This window comes from Spiribacter halobius, assembly GCF_020883455.1.
GTDB classification, from domain to species: Bacteria; Pseudomonadota; Gammaproteobacteria; order Nitrococcales; family Nitrococcaceae; genus Sediminicurvatus; species Sediminicurvatus halobius.
This window is the reverse complement of the sequence record NZ_CP086615.1, coordinates 3,058,162-3,072,202: the sequence shown is the minus strand read 5'-3', so window position 1 is coordinate 3,072,202 and position 14,041 is coordinate 3,058,162. Positions and strand designations below refer to the sequence as shown.

The 14,041-nt window shown below is 71.9% G+C and carries 15 protein-coding genes and 1 pseudogene; 10 read left to right on the top strand and 6 right to left on the bottom strand.

Annotated elements, in window-relative coordinates; translation table 11 throughout:
- Positions 1-33: 33 nt before the first annotated feature.
- Positions 34-684, top strand: coding sequence for a periplasmic heavy metal sensor (locus LMH63_RS14410; RefSeq protein WP_109679797.1), 651 nt, complete (start codon positions 34-36; stop codon positions 682-684).
- A gap of 43 nt (positions 685-727) precedes the next feature.
- Here the strand turns inward: LMH63_RS14410 and nth are convergent, their stop codons facing one another.
- The 6 genes and pseudogenes from nth to LMH63_RS14380 all read right to left on the bottom strand — a co-directional run bounded on the left by nth (position 728) and on the right by LMH63_RS14380 (position 6,141).
- Positions 728-1,372 (bottom strand): endonuclease III, encoded by a 645-nt coding sequence (gene nth / locus LMH63_RS14405; RefSeq protein ID WP_109679796.1) that lies wholly within the window; start codon positions 1,370-1,372, stop codon positions 728-730.
- 227 nt (positions 1,373-1,599) lie between these two features.
- Positions 1,600-2,004 (bottom strand): annotated as a pseudogene (locus LMH63_RS19545) (RnfABCDGE type electron transport complex subunit B); the annotation flags it as partial.
- A gap of 28 nt (positions 2,005-2,032) precedes the next feature.
- On the bottom strand, positions 2,033-4,063 hold the full coding sequence (metG, locus tag LMH63_RS14395; RefSeq protein WP_109679794.1) for a methionine--tRNA ligase: 2,031 nt from the start codon (positions 4,061-4,063) through the stop codon (positions 2,033-2,035).
- A gap of 77 nt (positions 4,064-4,140) precedes the next feature.
- Positions 4,141-4,923: a TIGR01458 family HAD-type hydrolase gene (locus LMH63_RS14390; protein WP_109679793.1), complete on the bottom strand. Its 783-nt coding sequence runs from the start codon at positions 4,921-4,923 to the stop codon at positions 4,141-4,143.
- Positions 4,924-5,110: 187 nt separating this feature from the next.
- Positions 5,111-5,635, bottom strand: a complete 525-nt coding sequence (locus LMH63_RS14385) for a shikimate kinase (RefSeq protein WP_109679792.1) — start codon at positions 5,633-5,635, stop codon at positions 5,111-5,113.
- Entirely contained in the window at positions 5,632-6,141 is a 510-nt protein-coding gene (locus tag LMH63_RS14380) for a GNAT family N-acetyltransferase (protein ID WP_109679791.1), read from the bottom strand. The genes LMH63_RS14385 and LMH63_RS14380 overlap by 4 nt, the downstream gene beginning before the upstream one ends.
- Positions 6,142-6,332: 191 nt before the next feature.
- Between LMH63_RS14380 and ppa the strand changes: the two genes are divergently transcribed.
- The 9 genes from ppa (at position 6,333) to LMH63_RS14335 (ending at position 14,028) form a co-directional block, all read left to right on the top strand.
- A complete protein-coding gene (ppa, locus tag LMH63_RS14375; protein WP_109679790.1) occupies positions 6,333-6,863 on the top strand; it encodes an inorganic diphosphatase in 531 nt (176 codons plus the stop codon).
- 123 nt (positions 6,864-6,986) lie between these two features.
- Positions 6,987-7,556, top strand: a complete 570-nt coding sequence (locus LMH63_RS14370; protein ID WP_109679789.1) for a cob(I)yrinic acid a,c-diamide adenosyltransferase — start codon at positions 6,987-6,989, stop codon at positions 7,554-7,556.
- 298 nt (positions 7,557-7,854) lie between these two features.
- On the top strand, positions 7,855-8,178 hold the full coding sequence (locus tag LMH63_RS14365; protein ID WP_109679788.1) for a hypothetical protein: 324 nt from the start codon (positions 7,855-7,857) through the stop codon (positions 8,176-8,178).
- Between the two features lie 70 nt (positions 8,179-8,248).
- Positions 8,249-9,136 (top strand): 50S ribosomal protein L11 methyltransferase, encoded by an 888-nt coding sequence (gene prmA, locus LMH63_RS14360; RefSeq protein ID WP_109679787.1) that lies wholly within the window; start codon positions 8,249-8,251, stop codon positions 9,134-9,136.
- Positions 9,133-10,023 (top strand): zinc-ribbon and DUF3426 domain-containing protein, encoded by an 891-nt coding sequence (locus LMH63_RS14355; RefSeq protein WP_109679786.1) that lies wholly within the window; start codon positions 9,133-9,135, stop codon positions 10,021-10,023. The genes prmA and LMH63_RS14355 overlap by 4 nt, the downstream gene beginning before the upstream one ends.
- 146 nt (positions 10,024-10,169) lie before the next feature.
- Entirely contained in the window at positions 10,170-10,472 is a 303-nt protein-coding gene (gene fis, locus LMH63_RS14350) for a DNA-binding transcriptional regulator Fis (protein WP_109679819.1), read from the top strand.
- Between the two features lie 75 nt (positions 10,473-10,547).
- Complete coding sequence (gene purH, locus LMH63_RS14345; RefSeq protein ID WP_109679785.1) at positions 10,548-12,128, top strand: bifunctional phosphoribosylaminoimidazolecarboxamide formyltransferase/IMP cyclohydrolase; 1,581 nt, start codon at positions 10,548-10,550, stop codon at positions 12,126-12,128.
- A 55-nt stretch (positions 12,129-12,183) separates the two neighbouring features.
- A complete protein-coding gene (gene purD, locus LMH63_RS14340; RefSeq protein WP_109679784.1) occupies positions 12,184-13,461 on the top strand; it encodes a phosphoribosylamine--glycine ligase in 1,278 nt (425 codons plus the stop codon).
- A gap of 189 nt (positions 13,462-13,650) precedes the next feature.
- Positions 13,651-14,028 carry an MAPEG family protein gene (locus LMH63_RS14335; RefSeq protein WP_109679783.1) on the top strand — a complete coding sequence of 126 codons (378 nt, stop codon included), beginning with the start codon at positions 13,651-13,653 and terminating at the stop codon, positions 14,026-14,028.
- Positions 14,029-14,041 lie beyond the last annotated feature (13 nt).

Sequence of the window (14,041 nt, the reverse complement as noted above, 5' to 3'; positions counted from 1 at the left end):
TCGAGCCACATCTCGAGCTTGGGAGGAAACGCGATGCGCAGCACGCTACTGGTTCTCGCTCTCGGCGTGGCGGTCGCCGGCGCTGCCCTAGCCCATGGCGGCTCAGGCAGCGGATATGGGGAGGATGCCGGTCATCACGGACCGTGGCCCGGTCATTACGGCATGATGGGCTCCGGGGCGATGGGTCCCGGCATGATGGGCGAGGGCATGATGCAGCCCGGCATGATGGGCCACGGGATGATGGGCCCGGGGATGATGGGCCCGGGAATGATGGGCCAGGGCATGATGGGCCAGGGCATGATGGGCGCCTTTGCGGCCGGGCTCGCCGGGCTGCCGCAGGCGGAGCGCGACCGGCTGCGGGAGCTGCATGCGGAGCATGCCGCGGAGCGCTTCGACCAGATGCTCGCCATGGCGGAAGCCCGGCGTGATCTGCAGGCCGCGCTGAGCGCGGATACCCTGGACGAGGACGCCGTCGCCGAGGCCTATGACCGCCTGTCCGCCGCCCGTCGAGACATGATGCTTTCCGGTCTGCGTTTCCGGTCCGCCGTCCGCGACGCCCTGCCGGAGGATTTCCAGGCGCAGCTGCGCGAACGCATGCAGCAGGGGAGCGGCGGCATGATGCCGGGCCAGGGGGCTGGCGGCCACGGCATGGGCCAGGGCGGCATGATGCATCGCGGCAACTGATCGGCGCGCCCCGGGCAGCGCGGCAGAGCCGCGCCGCTCCGGGTCAGGCCTCCGCGTACTTGTCCTTTTCCCGGAACTCGCAGAGGTCGAATATCACGCAGGCGCCGCACCGGGGCTTGCGGGCGGTGCAGACGTAGCGCCCGTGCAGGATCAGCCAGTGATGGGCGTCCTTCAGGAACTCCCGCGGCACGTGCCGCAGCAGCCGGTCCTCCACCTCGCGCACGTTGCGCCCCGGGGCGAGACCGGTGCGGTTGGCGACGCGGAAGATGTGCGTGTCCACGGCCAGGGTCGGCTCCCCGAACGCGGTGTTGAGGATGACGTTGGCGGTCTTGCGGCCGACGCCGGGCAGCGCCTCCAGCGCCTGGCGCGTACGCGGGACCTCGCCGCCATGCTGCTCGACGAGCTGCCGGCAGGTGGCGATGAGGTTTTTCGCCTTGCTGTTGTAGAGCCCGATGGTCCGGATGTGCTGCTTCACGCCTTCCTCGCCCAGGGCGAGGATCGCCTCGGGGGTGTTCGCCACCGGGAACAGGCGCGCGGTCGCCGCGTTGACGCTGCGGTCGGTGGCCTGGGCCGAGAGCATGACCGCCACCAGCAGCTCGAACGGTGTGCTGTAGGTGAGCTCGGTGGTGGGCGCCGGATTGGCGTCGCGGAGGCGGCGGAAGATCTCGGCGCGCTTCTCGCGGTTCATGGCGTACGCCCCCCGCTGCGGCGCCGGGCGCGCACCCGCTCCAGCGCGGCCTGGACCGCCGCGCGGCGCGTGTCCCGGTCCGGCACGCCGCTGCGGGCCGCGGCGGCCCGCCGCCGTTCGCGCTGGGCCGTCTTCTCCGCGCGCCGCTCGGCGAGTCGTCGCTCGCGCTCGCGATGGCGCTCGCGCGCCCGGTCCGCCCGGGCCTGGCGGGTGGCGGCATCCTCATGCTCGCGCCCGGCCGGCACCAGGTGGATGCAGTCCACCGGGCAGGGGTCGACGCAGAGCTCGCAGCCGGTGCACTCCTCGGTGATGACGGTGTGCATCTGTCCGCGGGCGCCGAGGATGGCGTCCACCGGGCAGGCCTGGATGCACTTGGTGCAGCCGATGCAGGGGGCCTCGTCGATCCAGGCAAGCTGTACCGGTCCGGGGGTACCGTAGCGGCGGTCCACCGGCTTCGGAGTGCGCCCGAGCAGCCGCGCCAGCGCGGCGGCGCCGGCGTCGCCGCCGGGCGGGCACTGGTCGATGTCTGCCTCGCCGCGGGCGATGGCCTCGGCATAGGGCCGGCAGCCGGCAAAGCCGCACTGCCGGCACTGGGTCTGGGGCAGCAGGGCATCGATGCGCTCGGTGAGCGGTGCCTCGGGCTCGCGGGCGGTCACGGCGTCACTTCACCCGCATGCCGGGCCGGGCGCCGGCGTCGGGCGCCAGCAGCCAGAGCTCGTCGCCGCCGGGGCCGGCGGCCAGCACCATGCCCTCGGAGACGCCGAAACGCATCTTGCGCGGCTTGAGATTGGCCACCATCACCGTGAGCCGCCCCTGCAGCTCGTCAGGGGCGTAGGCGGACTTGATGCCGGCAAAGACCTGGCGCTCCTCGCCGCCGAGGTCGAGCACCAGGCGCAGCAGCTTGTCCGCGCCCTCCACGTGCTCCGCGCGCTCGATGCGCGCCACGCGCAGGTCCACCCGCGCGAAGTCCTCGTAACCGATCTCCTCGGCGATGGGCTCCGCAGGGGAAGCATCGACTGCCTCCTCCGCGGGTGCCGTCGTCTTGCGCCCCATGGTGTCCCTGGACTCGGCGATCATCGCCTCGATGCGCTCCGGGTCCACCCGGGTCATCAGCGGGCGGAAGCGCGCCACCGGGTGGTCGAGCAGGGGCTGGCCGACGTCCGCCCAGCGTAGCGGCGGGACGTTGAGGAAGGCCTCCGCGGCCTCGGCCGTGCGCGGCAGCACCGGCTTGAGGTAGAGCATGAGCACGCGGAAGAGGTTGAGGCCCGTGGTGCACACGGCCTGGACCTGCTCCGCCTGGTCCGGATCCTTCGCCATCACCCAGGGCTTCTGCTCGTCGATGTACTGGTTGGCCTCGTCGGCGAGGGCCATGGTCTCGCGCATGGCCCGGGCGAAGTCGCGCCGCTCGTAGAGCTCGGCGATGACCTCGCCGCGGGCGGTGAAGCGGCGGAACAGCTCCGGCGACTCCAGCCGGCGCCCGAGGCGGTTGTCGAAGCGCTTGTTGATGAAGCCGGCGCAGCGGCTCGCGATGTTCACGAGCTTGCCCACCAGGTCCGAGTTCACCCGCTGGCTGAAGTCCTCGAGGTTGAGATCGAGGTCGTGGACGCCGTCACTCAGCTTGGCGGCGAAGTAGTAGCGCAGGTACTCGGGGTTGAGGTGGCGCAGATACGTCGAGGCCATGATGAAGGTGCCGCGGGACTTCGACATCTTCTGGCCGTTGATGGTCAGGAAGCCGTGGGCGTTGACCCGGGTCGGCTTGCGGAAGCCGGCGCCATGCAGCATCGCCGGCCAGAACAGGGCATGGAAGTAGACGATATCCTTGCCGATGAAGTGATACAGCTCCGCCTCGGAGTCCGCCGCCCAGTACTCGTCGAAGTCCAGCCCCTCGCGCTCGCAGAGGTTGCGGAAGCTCGCCATGTAGCCGATGGGCGCGTCCAGCCAGACGTAGAAGTATTTGCCCGGCGCATCGGGAATCTCGAAGCCGAAATAGGGCGCGTCGCGGGAGATGTCCCAGGCGCGCAGGCCCTCGTCGAACCACTCGCGCAGCTTGTTCGCCATCTCCTCCTGCAGCCGGTCGCCCCCGGCCCATTCCCGCAGCATCCCCTCGAAGTCCTGCAGGCGGAAGAAGAAATGCTCTGACTCCCGCGGCACCGGGCGCTCGCCGGAGACCACCGAGACCGGGTCCCTGAGCTCGTCCGGCGAATAGCTTGCGCCACAGACCTCGCAGTTGTCGCCGTACTGGTCGGCGGCACCGCAGCGGGGGCAGGTGCCCTTGATGTAGCGGTCGGGGAGGAACATCCCCTCGCGTTCGTCGTAGGCCTGGGTGATGGTCTGGCGGTCGATCCAGCCGCCGTCCCGCAGGCGGGCGTAGATCAGCTCCGAGTAGTGGCGGTTCTCCTCGGAGTGGGTGGTGTGGTAGTTGTCAAAGGCCACACCGAAGCCGGCGAAGTCCTCGCGGTGCTCGCGGCCGACGCGCTCGATCAGTGCCTCGGGCGTGATGCCCTGCTCCCGGGCCTTGAGCATGATCGGCGTGCCGTGGGCATCGTCGGCGCAGACGTACCAGCACTCATGACCCTGCAGCTTCTGAAAGCGCACCCAGATGTCGGTCTGGATGTACTCCACCAGATGGCCCAGGTGGATCGGCCCGTTGGCATAGGGCAGGGCGCTGGTGACGAGGATCTTGCGACTCATCGACTCTCCGCGGCTCGGCGAGGGGGAACGCCGCATTATGCCAGAGCTGCGGCGGCGGCTCGCCCCTCCCAGCCCGATCAGCGCATCCCCAGCAGCGCCGGCAGCTCGGCGATGGAATCGATCACCGCCGCCGGCCGGACCTCGGACCGGGCCAGCTGCGTTTCCCGGAACTTGCCGGTGCGCACCAGCGCGCCGGGAATCCCCGCCGCCTGGGCGCCGCCGACATCCGCCTCCAGATCGTCTCCGACCATCAGCGCTTCGCTGGCCGCCACGCCCAGGCCGTCCAGCGCCGCGGCGAAAAAGGCCGCCGCCGGCTTGCCCGCGATCACCGCCTCGCAGCCGCTGGCGTATTCCAGCGCGGCGACGAAGCCGCCGAGGTCGAGCTGCAGGCCCGTCTCCGTGCGCCAGTAGCGGCTGCGGTGCAGCGCCAGCAGCTCGGCGCCATCCATCAGCGCCCGGAACGCCTGGTTGAGATGCTGGTAGCGCCAGGCGTCCCCGAGGTCGCCCAGCAGCACCACCTCGGGCGTCACCTCATCCACGGGGAATTCGCTGAATTCGTCCTCCAGCACCTCCGGGATCAGCGGCAGGATGCGCGGGCTGCCCCGTGCCCGCAGCCAGTGCGCAGCGGCCCGAGGGGCGGTGAGCAGCTCCTCCGGCGCCACCTCGAAGCCGAGCCCCCGCAGCTTCCCGAGCAGATCGTCCGCGGAGCGGCGCGTGGTGTTGGTGACGAAGCGCAGCGGCAGCCCGGCCGCACGCAGCCGTTGCAGCGCCTCACCGGCGCCGGGCAGGGCGGCGTCGCCCACGTAGAGCACGCCGTCGATGTCGATGAGCAGGCCGCGCGGTGGATCATCCAGGGCCATGGCTGTCTCCCGATGATGCCGAAGCACACCGCACCGCCACCATCAGGCTGCCCGCAGGCGGGGATGGATGCAACGCCGGAGTCAGTCCTGTCCGCGGCGGCGTTCAGGGGTCATATGCAGTGCCCGGGGCGCTCCCGCCACGTCCCGCCCTGCGCAAGCTGATGCCGGCCTCCGCGATGGGTTGACGTCAGGTGTGATGCGCCTGACCACGCCCTTGCAGCGCCTCCACGATGGCCTCCATCGTCGCCTCCTGGTCAAGCTGCGAGGCGTCCACCGTGATCTCGGCGTGGCGCTGATACAGGGGCTCACGCTCGTCGTAGACGTCCCGCAGCGTCTGGTCGCCGGCCTTGGCGATGCCGCGGGTGTCGAGGTTGGTGACCCGGCGCTCGAGCACCGGCCAGTCCACGTGCAGATGCACGATCACGCCGTCCCGGCGCAGGGCGGCCATGGCGGCCTCGCTGTACACCGCGCTGCCGCCGGTGGCGATCACGTGGTCGCGCACCGTGAGCGTCTGCAGCACCTCCTCCTCCACCGCCCGCAGAGCCTCATGCCCCTGCTGGTCGACGATGGTCTGCAGGCTGCGCCCGGCGTGGCTCTGGATCAGCAGATCGGTATCGACGAAGCCGAGAGCGAGGCGCTTGGCGAGGAGCACGCCGACGGTGCTCTTGCCGGCGCCGGGCATGCCGATGAGCACGACGTTGGAGCGGCTCATGCGTGGCCGCCGCCGTTGCCGAGACGCTCCAGGGCAGCGCCGGTGACGCGGTAGGTGGTCCACTCGTCCATCGGCTCGGCGCCGAGCGCCCGGTAGAACCCGATGGCGGGCGTGTTCCAGTCGAGCACCGACCACTCCAGCCGCCCGCAACCGCGCTCCAGCGCGAGCCGGGCGAGGGCGCCGATCAGCGCCTGGCCGTAGCCCTGCCCGCGATGGGCCGGGCGCACGAACAGATCCTCCAGGTAGAGCCCGGGGCGGCCGAGGAAGGTGCTGAAGCTGGTGAAGAAGAGCGCGAAGCCGACGGGCTCGTCACCGGCCTCGGCGAGCAGCACTTCCGCCGCCGGCTGCGGGCCGAACAGGTGCTTGCGCAGCAGCGCCTCGTCCGCCACCACCTCGTGGGCGAGGCGCTCGTACTCGGCGAGCTCCCGGATGAGGGCGAGGATCAGGCCGCAGTCCGCGGCCTCTGCCCGCCGGATGCGTAGCGCGCGCTCCGCCGCCTCGGCCATGGTCTTCTCCCACACGGGCCAGGCCGTGAATTTGCCGCAGCCCACAGCCCCGGGCAAGCCGGGCGGGATGGCCGGCCGGCGAGAGCGCTGAGACGTGGCCTTACTTGCGACCGGGTGAGTATAATCGCCGCCCGCGCCGGCGGCCGTGCCGGCAGGCCCAATCCCCCCGACATCGCCAGGAGGTGTACGTCATGGCCTACGAGGGCATCACGCCGGGCAGGAACGTCCCCGAGGACGTCAACGTCATCATCGAGATCCCGGCCAACGCCGATCCGGTCAAGTACGAGGTGGACAAGGACTCGGGCGCGATGCTCGTGGACCGGTTCATGTTCACGGCCATGCACTACCCCTGCAACTACGGCTACATCCCCGAGACCCTGTGCGGCGACGGCGACCCGGCGGACGTGCTGGTGATCACCCCGTTTCCGCTGATCACGGGCTCCGTGGTGCGCTGCCGCCCCATCGGCGTGCTGGAGATGACCGACGAGGCCGGCGAGGACGCCAAGCTGCTGGCCGTGCCGGTGTCCAAGCTCACCCCGATGTACGACAACGTGCAGGGGCCGGACGACCTGCCGCCGATGCTGCTGGAGCAGATCAGCCACTTCTTCGAGCATTACAAGGATCTCGAGAAGGGCAAATGGGTGAAGGTCAACGGCTGGAAGGGCGTCGAGGCGGCCCACGCCGAGATCCGCGACGCCGTGGAGCGCGCGGCCAAGGGCTGAGCGCCTCGTCCGGCCCCGCGCACGGGGCAGGGCAGGCCCCGGGTCGTCCGTCAGCACGGCCCTTCCCGCCATCGCATCCGGGCCGCCCGCCGGCCCGGCTATCCGCCCCGGCTGGAGCCTTTCATGGTCAAGCTCACGCGCATCTACACCCGCACCGGCGATGCCGGCGAGACGGGGCTCGGCGACGGCAGCCGGGTGGCGAAGACCGATCCACGGGTCGCCGCCTACGGCACGGTCGACGAGCTGAACGCCCTGCTCGGGCTGTGCCGCCTGCAGGCGGGCCCCGATCTGGATTCCGCACTCGCCCGGGTACAGAACGACCTCTTCGACCTCGGCGCCGACCTCTGCACGCCGGAGATGGAGGATCCACCCTTCGAGCCGCTGCGGGTGGTCGCCTCCCAGGTGGCCTGGCTCGAGGCGGAGATCGACCGCGTCAACGCCAATCTGGAGACGCTGCGCTCGTTCATCCTCCCGGCTGGCAGCGCAGCCGCCGCCCACCTCCACCATGCCCGCACCGTTGCCAGGCGGGCGGAGCGTGAGACTGCCGCGCTCGCCGCCACCGAGGCGATCAACGCCGAGGTCCTGCGCTACCTGAACCGCCTCTCGGACTACCTGTTCGTGCTCGCCCGCGACGCCAACCGCGACGCCGGAGGTGACGTGCTCTGGAAGCCGGGGGCCAGCCGGGACGCCTGAGGCTGGTCGCGGGTTGTTGGAGATCAACCGCGAAGGCGCAAAGGGCGCGAAGGAAATGCGCCCCGCACCGGGCACCAGGCCCGGGCCAACCGCGGCGTCGCGGACCCGCGGGCGACCACGCGTACGCCGGTCAACAGTGCACTTGCTCCCCTTGCGCAACCTCGTGCGCTTCGTGTGCTCGTGGCCAATCGGTCGGACGGCACCACCACTGTGACGTGGGTCTTGGAACGCGACCGGGGGCTCCGTACAATCGCGCCACCGTGCCCGTCCGGGCGCCCGTTGCCGATCGGGGGAGCCGATGGCCCGAGCCATGACCGTGGAGCGGCTGCTCGAGGAGAACCGCCATCATGCCGCCAGCGGCGGCGTGAGCCAGCGTGTGCGGCCGCTCGGCTTCGCCCCGGCGTTTCTCGACACCCGCACCGGCATCGTGCACCTCGCCCGCAACCCCGACGGTACGCCCGCCTCCTGCCACCGCCTCGACGGCCTGCCGGAGGCGCTGATCCTCGGCCGCGACGAGTGCGGCGGCGTGACGGCCGTCCACCCTGACGTCATCGCGGGCTTCGAGTACGGCGGCTGCTTCTACACCCGCGAGCAGGCCGCCCGCGCGGTGTGGCCGCGCTGAGGGCGCCGCCCGCCCGCGCCGTTCCGTCGCCGGGCAAGCACCGGCGCCCGCATCGACTATCCTGCGTCCGATGAGCTGGAAGCAGATCGTCTTCGAGCTGCCCGCCAGTCGTGCCGGTCTCGCCGAGGCTGTGCTCGAGGCGGCTGGCGCGCTGTCCGTCACCTACCTGGAGCCCATCAGCGGCGAGCCGGTCCTGGAGCCGGCGCCCGGGGCGACCGAGCTGTGGTCGGAACTGCGCGTGCAGGCCCTGTTCCCGGCGGCGGCCGACGCCGAGGATATCGCCGCACGCCTGGCCGAGGGCCTGGGTGCCCGCCCCGAGGGCTGGCGGGTGGAGGCGCTGGCGGATCGCGCCTGGGAGCGGGCGTGGATGGACGACTACCGGCCCATGAGCTTCGGCGGCGGCCTCTGGGTGGTGCCGACGGACATGTCCCCGCCGGAGCCGCACGCGGTCAATCTGCGGCTGGACCCCGGGCTCGCCTTCGGCACCGGCACCCATCCCACCACCGCGCTCTGCCTGCAGGGGCTTGCGGCGCGTCCGCCGGCGGGTGCCCACGTCATCGATTATGGCTGCGGTTCCGGTGTGCTCGCCATTGCAGCGCTGCTGCTGGGGGCGCGCACGGCGGTGGCGGTGGACAACGATCCCCAGGCACTGCTGGCCACCCGGGAGAACGCCGAGCGCAATGGCGTCGCCCACCGTCTCACCGTGCTGGAGGCCGACGCCGCTCTGCCTGCCACGGACTGCCTCCTCGCCAACATCCTCGCCGGCGTGCTCGAGGCGCTTGCGGGTCGCCTCGCCGGTGCCCTGCGCCCGGGCGGACGGCTGATGCTGTCCGGCATCCTGGCCGAGCAGGCCGCCAGTGTGGCCCGGGCCTACGCGCCTGCCTGCGGGATGGCCGCGCCGGTGACGCGCTCGGGCTGGGTGCGGCTGGATGGCGTGCGCAGGGGCGAGGGCGCATGAGCTACACCCAGTGCCCGAGCTGCCTGACACTGTTCCGCGTCGACGTTCGGCATCTGCGCCAGGCGGGCGGGGTGGTGCGCTGCGGACTCTGCAGCGAGTCGTTCAACGCCCTGGCCAGCCTCTGCGACCGGCTGCCGGGGGACCTGCCGGTGGTGGGCGACGCTGCGGATGGGGCATCGGCCCCCGCCGGGCCGGCGCCGCGGGAGACGGCCCCGGCCGATACGGAGCCACCAGCGCAGACGCCGGCTGCGACCGATACTGCCGGCGTTTCCGGCACCAGCGAGGCCACCGGCACCGCGGCGGCCGCCAGTGCGCGGGCGCCGGAGGATGTTCGCGAGGCGCCGACAGGGTTGGCGCCGGACTGGGGCGAGGCCACGCGGCTGGAGGTGGAGACGCCCGCGCCGGTGCCGGCGCGCCGCCGCGGGCGCTGGCTGCTCTGGTCGCTGCTCTCGCTGCTGCTCGCGGCCGGCGCCAGCGGCCTCTGGCTCTGGCCGGAACGCGAGCAGCTGCTGCAGGACCCGCAGTGGCGCCCGTGGCTCGCCGAGATCTGCGCGCTGGCCGGCTGCGAGCTGCCGCTGCTGGAGCGCCCGCAGGTGGTTGCGGTGCTCGAGCGCGAGCTGGCCGCGCTGCCGGACGGCGGCGGCACGCTGCGCTTCACCGCCACCGTGAGCAACCGCGCGTCGGAGGCCATCGCCTGGCCGGAGCTGGTCATCCACCTGCTCGACCCCGCCGGGCGGACCGTGGCCGAGCATCGGGTCCCGGCGTCCGGGTATCTTGCAGAAGCGCCCGCGGGCGGGGGGATGCCCCCGGGCGAACCCGTGCAGCTCGCCATCGAGCTGCCGGATCCGGGCCCGGGGGCGGCGAGCTTCGAGATCCGCTTCCGCTAGTCTGCGACGCTGTCATCGAGCTTTAACCCCACGGGGGTTGGGTTTATCATCGGGAGCCTTTCGGGAGGCGGCAGACGGCTGCAGCGATGGCGATGCATCGCGGCGAGCGGTCTGCCATGGCATTCGGGACGACCGTCGGTTGGGGCATGGATAACAAAGCGACAACAACGCCGGACGACTATGACGAAGACCAGGTGCGGGCGGGGGCGGCCCGCGGGGTAGGTCCCATCCGGGCCTGTGTACGGGATTCCCTGGAGGCGTACTTCCAGCAGCTCAACGGCTATGACTGCGCGGGGCTCTACAAGATGGTGCTCACCGAGGTCGAAGTGCCGCTGCTGGAGGTGGTGATGCGCGAGTGCGGGGGCAACCAGACCCGCGCCGCCGAGGTCCTCGGCATCAATCGCGGCACCCTGCGCAAGAAGCTCCAGTTCTACGGCCTCGAGGCCTGACACCCGCACCACGCCCGCCTGGCACCGCGGCGGCCGGCGCCGCCACGACGCCACACACACGAGGGCAGCCAGTCCATGGCAGCAACGGCCGAATCCGTGCCGGTGCGCCGGGCGCTGATCAGCGTCTCGGACAAGACCGGTATCGTCGATCTCGCACGCGCGCTCCACGACCAGGGCGTCGCGCTACTCTCCACCGGCGGCACCGCCCGCCTGCTCGCCGAGGCCGGACTGCCGGTGACGGAGGTAGCGGAGTACACCGGCTTCCCCGAGATCATGGACGGCCGCGTCAAGACCCTGCATCCGCGGGTGCACGGCGGGCTGCTGGGGCGCCGGGGCACGGACGACGCGGTGATGGCCGAGCAGGGCATCCCGGCCATCGATCTGCTGGTGGTCAATCTCTATCCCTTCGAGCGGACCGTGGCGGATCCTGACTGCACGCTGGAGACCGCCATCGAGCACATCGACATCGGCGGGCCGGCCATGCTGCGGGCGGCGGCAAAGAATTACGCCGGGGTCGCGGTGCTCACCGACAGCGCGGACTACGACGGCGTCTCCCGGGAGCTGGCGGACACCGGCGGCGTCAGCGCCGCCACGCGGCTGCGGCTTGCCATTGCGGCCTTCGATCACGTGGCCCGCTACGATGCCGCCATCAGCGACTACCTCTCGGCGCTGCAGCCGGACGGCCACCGCAGCGCCTTCCCCGGGCAGGCGAACCTCACCTTCCGCAAGGTGGCGGATCTGCGCTACGGCGAAAACCCGCACCAGGGCGCGGCGTTCTACCGCGAGCCGGAGCCGGCGCCGGGCAGCTTCGCCACCTTCCGCCAGCGCCAGGGCAAGGCGCTCTCCTACAACAACCTGGCCGATGCCGACGCCGCCTGGGCCTGTGTCGGCGCCTTCGAGGCGCCGGCCTGCGTGATCGTCAAGCACGCCAACCCCTGCGGAGTGGCCGTGGCCGCGGACCTCGCCAGCGCCTACGACGGCGCCTTCGCCACCGACCCGACCTCGGCCTTTGGCGGCATCATCGCCTTCAACCGCCCGCTGGACGAGCTGGCGGCGCGGCGCATCATCGAGCGCCAGTTCGTGGAGGTGATCCTGGCGCCGGCGGTGAGCGAGGCGGCGCTGGAGGTCATCGCCGGCCGGCGCAACGTGCGGGTGCTGGAGATCCCGGACGGCCCGGTGCCGGCGGCAACCGGCCGCCAGCTCCAGCGCATCGACGGTGGCCTGCTGATGCAGGACGCCGACAGCGCCCTGCTTGACCCCGACGGCCTGCGCACCGTGACGCGGCGGCAACCGAGCGACGCGGAACGGGCCGATCTCGAGTTCGTCTGGCGGGTGGCCAAGTACGTCAAGTCCAATGCCATAGTCTACGGTGGCGGCGGCCGGACGCTCGGCATCGGCGCCGGTCAGATGAGCCGCGTGGACAGCGCCCGCATCGGTGCCCGCAAGGCGGCGGATGCCGGGCTCTCGCTCGCTGGCGCCGTGCTCGCCTCGGACGCCTTCTTCCCGTTCCGCGACGGCATCGATCAGGCGGCCGAGGCGGGGGTGGCGGCGGTCATCCAGCCCGGCGGCTCGATCCGGGACGAGGAGGTGATCGCCGCCGCCGACGAGCACGGCATGGCCATGGTCTTCACCGGAATGCGCCACTTCCGCCACTGAGCGGGGCGCCTTCCGCGGCAGAGGGTGCGGTGCCGCCGTGCCCGGGAGCGGCAGCATGAAGGTTCTTATCGTTGGCGGCGGCGGCCGCGAGCATGCGCTGGCCTGGTCCGTGGCCCGCTCACCGCGGGTGACGGACGTCCACGTCGCGCCCGGCAACGCCGGCACCCGGCTCGAGCCGGGCGTGCACAACGTTTCGGTGGGGGCGGAGGATGTCCCCGGTCTGGTGGACTGCGCGCGGCAGCTCGCCATCGACCTCACCGTGGTCGGCCCCGAGGCCCCCCTCGCCGCCGGGGTAGTGGACGCCTTCCGGCAGGCCGGGTTGCGCTGCTTCGGCCCGACCCGCGAGGCCGCGGCGCTGGAGGCGTCCAAGGCCTTCAGCAAGGGGTTCCTCGCGCGCCACGGCATTCCCACCGCGGACTACCGGACGTTCGACGACCTCGAGGCCGCCAGCGCCTACATCCGCGAGCGCGGCGGACCCCTGGTGGTCAAGGCCGACGGCCTCGCCGCGGGCAAGGGCGTCACCGTCGCCCGCACCCTGGACGAGGCGCTGCGGGCGGCCGAGGAGATGCTGGGCGGTGCCTTCGGTGACGCCAGCGCCCGCATCGTGGTGGAGGACTTCCTCGAAGGCGAGGAGGCGAGCTTCATCGCCCTGGTGGACGGCGAGGCGGTGCTGCCGCTCGCGAGCAGCCAGGACCACAAGGCCCGGGATGCCGGTGACCGCGGCCCCAATACCGGCGGCATGGGGGCCTACTCGCCGGCGCCGGTGGTTACCGAGGCGGTGCACCGGCGCATCCTCGAGGAGATCGTGCAGCCGACGGTGGCCGGCCTCGCCGCCGAGGGCCGGCGTTACACCGGCTTCCTCTATGCCGGGCTCATGATCGCCGCCGACGGCACGCCCCGAGTGCTCGAGTTCAATGTCCGCATGGGCGATCCGGAGGCGCAGCCGATCCTGATGCGCCTGCGCAGCGATCTGGTGGATCTGCTGGAGGCGGCGCTGGAAGGGCACCTGGCAGGACAGCCGGTGGACTGGGATCCGCGCCCGGCGCTCGGCGTGGTGCTCGCCGCCGGCGGCTACCCCGGCCGCTACGACCGGGGGCACGTCATCAGCGGCCTGCCGCAGGCCGAGGCGCCGGACCGCAAGGTTTTCCACGCGGGCACGGACCTGGACGAAGCCGGCAACGTCATCACCGCCGGCGGCCGCGTCCTCTGCGCCTGCGCCCTCGGCGACGACATCGCCGACGCCCAGCGCCGCGCCTACGCCCTCGCCGACGGCATCCACTGGGAGGGCTGCTTCTACCGCACCGACATCGGCTGGCGGGCGCTGCAGCGTTAGGGCGTCCCTCCGCGTGGGCCGACGGCGCATGCCGGTGTAGTCAGGGCCGTTTTCCCCACCCGCCAGGCGCCGCGGTCGCTTCGGGATCCGAGGTCCAGTGGGCTGTCCGAACCCGCGACCGTGGTGATTGTCACGGCGGTGGGACGCCTTCCCTTTGAACCTTGAACTGCAAACCTGGAACCCGAACGCATGACCCTCGCCCTCTGGACCCTGCTCATCGCCGCGATCATCCCATACATCTTCGCCGGGCTCGCCAAGTCCCGGGGGGATTTCGACAACGCCCGGCCGCGGACGTGGCTGGCGCAGGTGGAGGGCTGGCGGCAGCGGGCCCACTGGGCGCAGCTCAACAGCTACGAGGCCTTCCCGCCCTTCGCGGCGGCGGTGCTCACCGCCGAGCTCACCGATGCCGACCAGGCCTGGGTCAACGGCCTAGCGCTGCTCTTCGTGCTGTTGCGCCTCGCCTATGGCGCCGCCTACATCACCGACCGGCCGACGTTGCGCAGCAGCCTCTGGACGGCCGCCTTCGCCTGCGTGGCGGGGCTCTTCGTCGCCGCCGCTGTCGGCTGATCAGGGGAGTCAC